This window comes from Tistrella bauzanensis, from assembly GCF_014636235.1.
Classification (GTDB): Bacteria; Pseudomonadota; Alphaproteobacteria; order Tistrellales; family Tistrellaceae; genus Tistrella; species Tistrella bauzanensis.
On the sequence record NZ_BMDZ01000003.1, the window covers coordinates 151608 to 161032 of the forward strand.

Annotated in this window: 10 protein-coding genes; 7 read left to right on the forward strand and 3 right to left on the reverse strand. The window is 67.4% G+C overall.

All coding sequences use genetic code 11. The annotated features are described in order from the left end of the window. The first annotated feature begins 1 nt into the window (after position 1). The 7 genes from tatA (at position 2) to IEW15_RS02840 (ending at position 6213) form a co-directional block, all read left to right on the forward strand. Positions 2–241, forward strand: a complete 240-nt coding sequence (tatA, locus tag IEW15_RS02810; RefSeq protein WP_188574663.1) for a twin-arginine translocase TatA/TatE family subunit — start codon at positions 2–4, stop codon at positions 239–241. Positions 242–266: 25 nt separating this feature from the next. Beyond that, complete coding sequence (tatB, locus tag IEW15_RS02815; protein ID WP_188574665.1) at positions 267–857, forward strand: Sec-independent protein translocase protein TatB; 591 nt, start codon at positions 267–269, stop codon at positions 855–857. Positions 858–863: 6 nt separating this feature from the next. Then, positions 864–1706, forward strand: coding sequence for a twin-arginine translocase subunit TatC (gene tatC, locus IEW15_RS02820; protein ID WP_188574667.1), 843 nt, complete (start codon positions 864–866; stop codon positions 1704–1706). Positions 1707–1877: 171 nt separating this feature from the next. Beyond that, positions 1878–3170: a serine--tRNA ligase gene (gene serS, locus IEW15_RS02825; RefSeq protein WP_188574714.1), complete on the forward strand. Its 1293-nt coding sequence runs from the start codon at positions 1878–1880 to the stop codon at positions 3168–3170. Positions 3171–3266: 96 nt separating this feature from the next. After that, positions 3267–4022 carry a 5'/3'-nucleotidase SurE gene (gene surE / locus IEW15_RS02830; protein WP_188574670.1) on the forward strand — a complete coding sequence of 252 codons (756 nt, stop codon included), beginning with the start codon at positions 3267–3269 and terminating at the stop codon, positions 4020–4022. Between the two features lie 2 nt (positions 4023–4024). After that, complete coding sequence (locus IEW15_RS02835; protein ID WP_188574672.1) at positions 4025–4690, forward strand: protein-L-isoaspartate(D-aspartate) O-methyltransferase; 666 nt, start codon at positions 4025–4027, stop codon at positions 4688–4690. Between the two features lie 143 nt (positions 4691–4833). Next, entirely contained in the window at positions 4834–6213 is a 1380-nt protein-coding gene (locus IEW15_RS02840; protein WP_188574674.1) for a peptidoglycan DD-metalloendopeptidase family protein, read from the forward strand. A 103-nt stretch (positions 6214–6316) separates the two neighbouring features. On the opposite strand, the gene fabF is transcribed toward IEW15_RS02840, so the two are convergent. The 3 genes from fabF to IEW15_RS02855 form a co-directional block, all read right to left on the reverse strand. Continuing rightward, positions 6317–7582 (reverse strand): beta-ketoacyl-ACP synthase II, encoded by a 1266-nt coding sequence (gene fabF / locus IEW15_RS02845; protein ID WP_188574675.1) that lies wholly within the window; start codon positions 7580–7582, stop codon positions 6317–6319. Continuing rightward, entirely contained in the window at positions 7579–8184 is a 606-nt protein-coding gene (locus IEW15_RS02850) for a TetR/AcrR family transcriptional regulator (protein WP_188574678.1), read from the reverse strand. Before IEW15_RS02850 ends, fabF begins: the two co-directional genes overlap by 4 nt. Before the next feature lie 120 nt (positions 8185–8304). Further along, complete coding sequence (locus IEW15_RS02855) at positions 8305–9198, reverse strand: ATP-binding protein (RefSeq protein WP_188574679.1); 894 nt, start codon at positions 9196–9198, stop codon at positions 8305–8307. Between the last annotated feature and the right edge of the window lie 227 nt (positions 9199–9425).

Below are 9425 nucleotides of genomic sequence, written 5' to 3' on the forward strand. Positions count from 1 at the left end.
GATGAGTATCGGTATTTGGCAGATCGTTCTGATCCTGGTTCTGGTCCTGATCCTGTTTGGAGCAGGCAAGCTGCCGCGGGTGATGGGTGACGTCGCCAAGGGGATCAAGAGCTTCAAGTCGGGCATGAAGGACGACGACGGGGACACGACCACGACCACGTCTGCCGACCCGAAGGTTCTGGGCAAAGGGCATGACGCGCGTATGGCCGACGAGGTCCGTCGCGACGAGCCCAAGGCTTGACCTTAAGGCAACCTGAGGAGCGGGGGTGGCTTGCCGCCCCCGGCAGCGTGACCGCATGTTCGAGATCGGCTGGGCTGAACTCGCTGTCGTGTTCGTCGTCGCCCTGCTTGTAATCGGCCCCAAGGATCTTCCGGTCGCGATGCGGACGGTGGGTGTCTGGATGGGCCGCTTGCGGCGTATGGCGCGCGAATTCCAGTCGAGCGTTGACGACGTTCTGCGCGAAAGCGAGCTGAAGGAGCTGCGCGAGCGCGCCGAGAAGGCGTCACGCTTCGACATGGGCGAGGCGACGCGACGCGCCATCGACCCCGATGGCGCGCTGGCGCGGGCGACCAGCCCCATCCGCATCGATGACGACGCGCCGGCAGATGACGCCAAGGTGCCCGCTGACGCCAAGGCATCGGCGAAGACGGCCGATGCGCCGGCATCTGCCGACGGCGTGCTGCCCGCCGGCCAGCCGGCGCCGGCCGTCACCGCGACGGCGGCCGGGCCGTCAGCGGCACCTGCCGTCTCGCCGCCGCCCGCCGCTGCGCCTGGGCCATCGTCCAGTCCGGAGCCTTCACCTGCGGCACCTGCCGCAGAGACCACCCCGCCCGACAGTGCGACCCCGAAGGCCTGATTCTGCATGGCGATCCGCGACGAGCACGAGGAAGACGAAGTCGAGAACGCAAAGGCGCCGCTTCTCGAACATCTGATCGAGTTGCGCAACCGTCTGATGTATTCGGTGGGTGCACTGCTGATCGCTTTCGCGGTCTGCTATCTGTTCGCCCAGGATATCTTCGGGTTCCTGGTCGAACCGCTGGCGCAGGTGCTGGGGCATGATCGCCGGCTGATCTATACCGGGTTGACCGAGGCCTTCTTCACTTATGTGAAGGTGTCGTTCTATGCGGCGCTGTTCATTGCCTCGCCGGTGATCATCACCCAGCTCTACATGTTCGTGGCGCCGGGGCTCTATCGCAACGAACGCAAGGCCTTTCTGCCATTTCTTGCAGCGACCCCCTTCCTGTTCATTCTGGGGGCGGCGCTCGCCTATTACTTCGTGTTCCCGCTTGCCTGGGGGTTCTTCGCCGGCTTTCAGACCACCGGCAATGAGACCACCATGGCGATCGAGCTTGAAGCCAAGGTCGATCAGTATCTGTCACTGGTGCTGGCCCTGGTCTTCGCCTTCGGTCTGGCCTTTCAGTTGCCGGTGGCGTTGAGCCTGCTGGTACGGGCAGGGCTGGTCAGCGCCGATGCGCTGGCCAAGAAGCGCAAATTTGCCGTGGTCTTCGTGTTCGTGGCGGCGGCGGTGATGACGCCGCCCGACCTGATCAGCCAGATGTCGCTCGCGGTGCCGTTGCTGATCCTGTACGAAATCTCGATCTTCATCGGACGCCGGATCGAGAAGGCGCGACGCGAGAAGGAAAAGGCCGAGGAAGCGGCTCTTGCAGCGGCCCTTGCCGACACCAAGGACGATAGCGACGCTTGACCCGGAAGGGGAGGGGCCGTTAGATGGGCGCGCTTTGGGCCGGGCCGGTGATGGCGGGCAGGGGACGGCGCCTTGAACGGTGGTCCCCTGATCCATGTCGTCACCAGCGGCCGCAAGCCGCCCGATCACCGACCGCCGCCGATCCCGACCGCCATCTTGCGAGCCATTCCGATGCATGACATCCGCCTGTTGCGCGACGCCCCCGAGGCCTTCGATGCCGCTCTCGGCCGCCGGGGCATCGCGCCGTCGTCCAGCCAGCTTCTGGCGATCGACGAGGCGCGCCGCGCGCTGATCCGCGAGCTTCAGGAGCTTCAGGCCCGCCGCAATGTCGCCTCGAAGGAGATCGGCCAGATCCGGCGGAACGGCGGTGACGCGGCCGCGCTGACCGCCGAGGTCCAGGCGATCAAGGAGCGGATGCCGGCGCTGGAGGCCGAGGAGGCCGAGCTTGGCCGTAAGCTCGATGCGGCCCTGGCCAGCCTGCCCAATCATCTGGATGACGCGGTGCCGGCCGGCGCCGACGAGGCCGACAATGTGGAGCTGCGCCGGTGGGGCACACCGCGCAGCTTCGATTTCGAGCCGCTGCCGCACTATGAACTGGGCGAGCGGATGGCCGCCGGCCCGGTCTTGCGCGGGATGGATTTCGAACGAGCGGCCAAGATCGCCGGCGCGCGCTTCGTGGTGCTGGCCGGGCCGATGGCGCGGCTGGAACGGGCGCTTGCGCAGTTCATGCTGGATCTGCACACCACCGAACACGGCTTCGTGGAAGTGCAGCCGCCCTATCTGGTCGGCACGGATGCGGTGTTCGGCACCGGGCAACTGCCGAAATTCGCCGACGACCTGTTCCGCACCACCGATGATCGCTGGCTGATCCCGACATCGGAAGTGCCGCTGACCAATCTGGTGGCGGGGGAGATTCTGGATGAAGCGGTCCTGCCGCTGCGGCTGACTGCCTGCACGCCGTGTTTCCGCTCCGAGGCCGGATCTGCCGGACGCGATACCCGCGGTATGCTGCGCCAGCACCAGTTCAGCAAGGTCGAAATGGTGTCGGTGACGGTGCCCGAGGCCTCAGGCGACGAACAGGATTATATGACCGCCTGCGCCGAAGCGGTGCTGCAGAAGCTGGAACTGCCCTATCGGGTGGTGGTGCTGTGTTCCGGCGATACCGGTTTTTCGGCGGTGCGCACGCATGACATCGAGGTCTGGGTGCCGGCGCAACAGACCTATCGCGAGATTTCCAGCGTGTCGAACACCCGCGATTTCCAGGCCCGCCGCATGCGCGCCCGCTGCCGCAAGGCCGGCGAGCGCGATACCCGCTTCGTTCACACCCTCAACGGGTCGGGCGTGGCGGTGGGCCGGGCCTTGATCGCCCTGGTCGAAAACCATCAGCAGGCGGATGGCAGCATCCGCATTCCTCTAGCACTGCGGCCATATCTTGGCGGAGCCGAGGCCATCGGCGCCGCCTGAGCCCGGCCGGTTGGCCACCATCGGACCACCTCTCCCCCGCGATATTGACCTGAAGGCCCGACCAACGGGCCGCGTGATCTTGAAGGAGTTCGGCACGTGCGCATCCTGATCAGCAACGACGACGGCATCAACGCCCCCGGGATCGCGATCCTGGAGCAGATCGCCCGCGAATTGAGCGATGATGTCTGGGTCGTGGCGCCTGAGACCGATCAGAGCGGCGTGTCGCATTCGCTGACGATTCACAACCCGCTGCGGGTGCGCAAGATCGCCGACAAGCGCTATGGCGTCAGCGGCACCCCCACCGATTGCGTGCTGATCGCCACCCGCCGGCTGATGCAGGAGACGGCGCCCGATCTGGTGCTGTCGGGCGTGAACCGCGGCGCCAATCTGGCCGAGGACGTTCACTATTCAGGCACGATCGCCGCCGCCAAGGAGGCGACGCTTCTGGGCCATCAGGCGATCGCGATGAGCCAGGTGTTCGTCGATCCGGCCGATGTGCCGTGGCGTACCGCCCGCGCGCATGGGCCGGCGCTGGTCGAGAAGCTGATCGCGACCAAATGGCCCCGGGGCGTGGTGGTCAATGTCAACTATCCGCCCGTCGAGCCCGAGGCGGTGACCGGGGTCGAGGTGGTGTCGCAGGGGCAGCGCGTTCTGGGCGAGATGATCGTCGAGGGCCGCGACCCGCGCGGCGTGCCCTATTACTGGATCGGCGGCCTGCGTCGCGATGGCCACGAGACCGAGGGCACCGACCTTTCGGTGATCCGCAAGGGCAAGATCGCGGTCACGCCGCTGCATATCGACCTCACCGCGCGCAGCTTCATGCCGGCGCTTGAGGGCATTCTGGAGGCGTGACGATGGATGTGCTCGCCGAGGCAAAGATCAAGCTGTTGATGCAGCTGCGTTCGGCGGGCATCACCGACACGCGCGTGCTGAAAGCGATCGAGACCGTGCCGCGCGAAATCTTCGTGCCGCCGCCGCTGGTGCCCAAGGCCTATGCCAACCGGGCGCTGCCGATCGGGCAGGGCCAGACCATCAGCCAGCCGGAAGTGGTGGCGCTGATGACTCAGGCGCTGAATCTGGGCGATCGGCACAAGGTGCTGGAGGTTGGCACGGGGTCGGGCTATCAGACGGCCATCCTCTCGCGCCTGGCCCGCCGCGTGTACACGGTGGAACGCCATCGCAGCCTGGCGCGCGAGGCTCAGGCCCGCTTCGCAGAACTTGCCATGCATAATGTGGTCAACCGGGTCTCCGACGGCATGCGCGGCTGGCCAGAACAGGCGCCCTTCGACCGGATCATCGTGACGGCCGCCGCCGACGAGGTTCCCGAGGAACTGCTGGATCAGCTGGTCATCGGCGGCATTCTGGTGATGCCCGTCGGCGCCCATGGCCGCGAACAGCGGTTGATGAAGCTGATCCGCAACGAAGATGGCGCCGATGACGTCGAAATTGCCCGCGTGCGTTTCGTGCCGCTGATGCCGGGTGTCCCGCGTGAGGAAGATCCGGGCCCGGTGGTGGGATAGGTGATGGTCGGGCGGCATATCCCGGGACGGCGCATTGCCAGGGATGGCGCGGATTGCGGCCGCAACCGGCGGTCGATGGTGACGCATGCATTGCCGCAGTGCGGCACGGAGCATAGACTGGGGCGGCCATGAACGGGGCATCCATGACCAGAGCCAGCCTGTCGTCGTCACGCCGCTTCGCCCTTGTGGCGACGCTTCTTGTCCTTGCCGGCTGTGCCGGTCGCGATCAACCCGCCCCGGTCGAATTCCGGGGCGATGCGCCCGCGATCGCGCTGCCGGCCGGCGCGCGGGAGATCGTGGTTGAGCGCGGCGACACGCTCTATGCCATCTCGCGCCGGAACAACGTGCCACTCAGGGCGCTGATCGAGGCCAATCACCTTCAGCCGCCTTATACCATCTATCCCGGCAACCGGCTGGTGCTGCCGGCGCGGCGGGTCCATGTCGTGCGACAGAACGAGACGCTGTACGGCATTTCGCGTGCTTATGACGTCGAGATGAGCGCGCTTGCCCAGGCCAACGGCCTGAAGCAGCCCTTCATCGTCACCCCGGGCATGCAACTGGTGGTGCCGGAAGGCCAGGGTGCCGCCACCGACGCCGCGGCGGCGGCCGTGGCTGCGGCCGGACCTGAGGGGCGGCCGCCCTCGACCCGTATCGGCGAGCCCGAGATCCTGTCGGTATCGCCCGCCGTGGGGGGGCCGCCGTCATCGGTTGCGGCAGCCAGCGGTACCACCACAGTCAGCGGCGCCGGCATCACCGCCACGACCCTGCCGCCACCAGACATCGATGCCGGCACCACCATTTCCGAGGCGGGGTCGCCTGCGGGCGACACGATGCGTGCTGCCGGTGAGGGGCCTGTGGCGCTGACCCCCGCCGTGCCGCCTTCGGCCGCACCGGGCACAGACCCGTCGACAACAGTGCCGCCGCCGGTGACGGTGCCGGCGGCACAGGATGTTCCGCCGGCCCAGCCCTCCCCGACGGCAACGGATTTGACCGCGACGGAGCCGGCCGCGCCCGCAACCGCGCCGGCCGCAGCCACGCCCCCGGTGCCGGAGAAACCGGCTGAGGTCGTGGCCCCGCCGCCGGCAGCCACAGCGCCACCGATCAAGGCCAAGCCAGTCGATGTCGGCGATCTGGGGCCGGCGCCCAAGCGCTTCGTCTGGCCGGTCAATGGCCGGGTGGTGTCGGGCTATGGCGACAAGGCCGGCGGTCTGCATAATGACGGCGTCAATATCCAGGCGCCGCGCGGCACCCCGATCCGCGCCGCCGCCGATGGCGTGGTGGTCTATTCCGGCAGTGATCTGAAGGGCTTCGGCAACATGCTGCTGATCCGCCATGGCGGCAACTGGCTGACAGCCTATGCCCATGCCCAGGCGGTGCTGGTCGATCGCGGCCAGCGGGTGAAGCAGGGCGAGGTCATCGCCCGTGTCGGCTCCAGCGGCAATGTCGATCAGCCACAGCTGCATTTCGAACTGCGCCGGGGCCGCGAGGCGGTCGACCCGGAACGGTATCTGCCGCGGCGGTAAGCCTCGACCGCCGGCCGGTAAGCGATCGGCACACAAGAAAATGCCCGATCCGGCACTGTGTCCAGATCGGACATTCTGCTGTTGAAGCACATGTGGCTGCGGGTCAGGTCATCCGGCTGAAGATCACGGAGGCATTGACGCCGCCGAAACCGAAGCCGTTCGACAGCACATGATCGACGGTCTTGCGCCGGGCTTCCGGGCCGATCAGGTCCAGCCCGCCGGCCGCCGGATCGGGATCGGTCAGGTTCAGGGTGGGAGGCAGCATGCCGTCACGCAGGGCCATCAGCGAGAACATCGCCTCGATGGCGCCGGCGGCCCCCAGCAGGTGGCCGGTCGCCGATTTGGTCGACGAGATCGACACGCCACTGTCGGTGCCGAAAACGGCCCTGATCGCTGCCAGCTCGCCCGCGTCGCCGACCGGTGTCGACGTGGCGTGCGCATTCAGATAACCGATCTGTCCGGGCTGAAGGCCCGCTGCCGCCAGCGCCGCGCGCATGGCGCGCTGGGCGCCTTCGCCGTCTTCCGGGGCCGCGGTCATGTGATGGGCATCGGCGCTGGTGCCATAGCCGGTCACCTCGGCGATCGGGACCGCACCGCGGGTGAGCGCATGATCCAGCGCCTCGATCACCAGCATCACGGCGCCCTCGCCCATCACGAAGCCGTCGCGGGCAGTGTCGAACGGGCGCGACGCTTCGGTCGGCCGGTCGTTGAAGCCGGTCGACAGGGCACGGGCGGCGGCAAATCCGCCCAGGCTGACACGGTCGATACAGGCTTCGGCGCCGCCGACCAGCGCGATATCGGCCTCGCCCGCGCGGATGATCCGGGCGCCGTCGCCGATCGCCTGAACGCTGGCGGCGCAGGCGGTGACCGGCGCGCCCAGCGGCCCGCGCAGGCGGTGGCGGATCGACACCTGGCCTGCCGCCATATTGGGCAGGAAGGACGGCACGGTGAACGGCGACAGCCGGCGGGGACCGCGGGTGTCGGTGATACGCACCGCCTCGGCCATGGCCGGCAGGCCGCCGACGCCGGTGCCGATCACTGTGGCCGTGCGCGCCCGTTCCACATCGGTGGCGGGCGCCCAGCCGGCATGGGCCATGGCCTCATCGGCGGCGGCCATCGCCAGCAGGATGAAGCGGTCCATCTTTTTCTGGTCTTTGGGCGACACCGCGGCGGCGGCATCGAATCCGCCCTCGGCATCCTCGACGATATCGGGCACGACGCCGGCGACCTTGGCCTGAAGATCGGCCACCATCGCCTCGGGCAGCGCGCGGATGCCCGAGCGCCCTTCCAGCAGCCGTTGCCACACGCGTTCAGTGCCGCAGCCAAGGGGGGAGACCGTTCCGATACCGGTGACGACAATACGTCTCATGAGGGCGTCTTTCCTTCGCGGACAGGCAGCACGGCCTGAAGATCCTGGATGGCAGCGGCAATTTCCGACCGCATCATGGCCGGATCGCCGAAACTATGGGCCAGCACGCTGCTGCCGGCCCATCTCGCAACAAACTGTCTCGACCGGTTGATCGCCTCTGTCTCCGACAGGCCGGCGCCGGTCAGCTCCGCTGTCAGCCTGTCGATCAACCGGTGCACGACCTGCACCGTCAAGGCGCGCGCCTCGGCCTCGTCGGCATCGCCGCCGGCCAGATCCCGCAACAGGCGCTGCATCGGGCAGCCATAGGCGGCGGCGTCGTCGGACCTGCCGGCAAGCGCGTCACCAAGCCGGTCCAGCCGCGCAGCCACGGTGTCCGCCGTCTGCATGTCGTGGATCACCTGATCCATCCACGCGAGTTGGGCGCGCGCCGCAGCACATGCAAGGGCAGCTTTCGTGGGGAAATGATAGAATACCGCGCCCGCCGGCACACCGGCTTCCAGGGCGATATCCCGCAAGGCCACGCCATGATAACCCCGTCGATGGAACAGGACCGCCGCCGCCTGGGCCAGCCGGTCGCGTTTGAGGGCAGTGGAAGGGCGCATCGATCGGAAGCCCGTGGCAAAGATAAAGTCAGTTGCCTGACTTAAATAGAATCATGCCGGCACCGCGTCAAGCGCGGTTGCCGGTGGTGAGGGGAGAGGGCGGGGTGGGCGCGCCGGTTGTCAGGCGCTCTTGGTTTCCAGCCGTCGGCCCAGGCGGCCAGCCAGATCCTGAATATATTGCCACGCGACGCGGCCCGAGCGTCCACCGCGGGTCTGTGCCCAGACGATGGCCTCGCGATCCAGGGTCTCATCAGCCATCTCCAGCTGATAGGCCCGGGCATAGCCGCGCACCATGGCCAGGTAGGTTTTCTGGTCGCAGGCATGGAAGCCCAGCCACAAACCGAAGCGATCCGACAGCGACACCTTCTCTTCCACCGCTTCAGATGGATTGATCGCGGTGGAGCGTTCATTGTCGATCATGTCGCGCGGCATCAGATGGCGCCGGTTCGATGTCGCATAGAACAGAACCTCGTCGGGCCGCCCCTCGATGCCGCCATCCAGCACCGCCTTCAACGATTTGTAATCGGTGTCGTCGTGGTCGAAGGACAGATCGTCGCAGAACAGCAGCGCCCGGTGTGGCCCGCCACGCAGCACCGCCAGCAGATCGGGCAGTTGCGAGATGTCCTCGCGGTGGATCTCGATCAGCTTCAGCGGCTTTTCGCCGGCGGGGGTATCGGCGACGATGCGGGCATGCACGGCCTTGACCAGAGAGCTTTTGCCCATGCCGCGGGCGCCCCAGAGCAGGGCATTGTTGGCGGGAAGTCCGGCGGCGAAGCGCCGGGTGTTGGCGATCAGCTGATCGCGTGCCAGATCGACGCCTTCCAGAAGGCCGATATCCACCCGTGACACCCGGACCACCGGCACGAGGCTGCGGTTCGACGACTGCCAGACAAACGCATCGGCTGCATCGAGATCGGTCTTGACCGCGGCGGGCGGCGCCAGCCGTTCAAGGGCCGAGGCGATCCGGTCGAGCACGGGGATCAGCATGGCGGCGGTGGAGGTGCTGTCGGTCATCGGCTGGTCCTGTCGGGTTCCTGTGGTGTGCGCGGTTGGCAAGTCTGCCGCAGGTTATAGCGTCTCGCGCCGCCCGGCCAAAGCCCGGGGTCATCATGGGGACCATTGGCGATCGGCGCCACGGCGACCATATCGGGTCGGGCAGGGGGCAGGGGAATCGGGTGAAAATTTTAAGCTGCGATGATGCTTGCGAGGAAGTCGTCGTCCCAAGCGGCGACCTTGCGTCG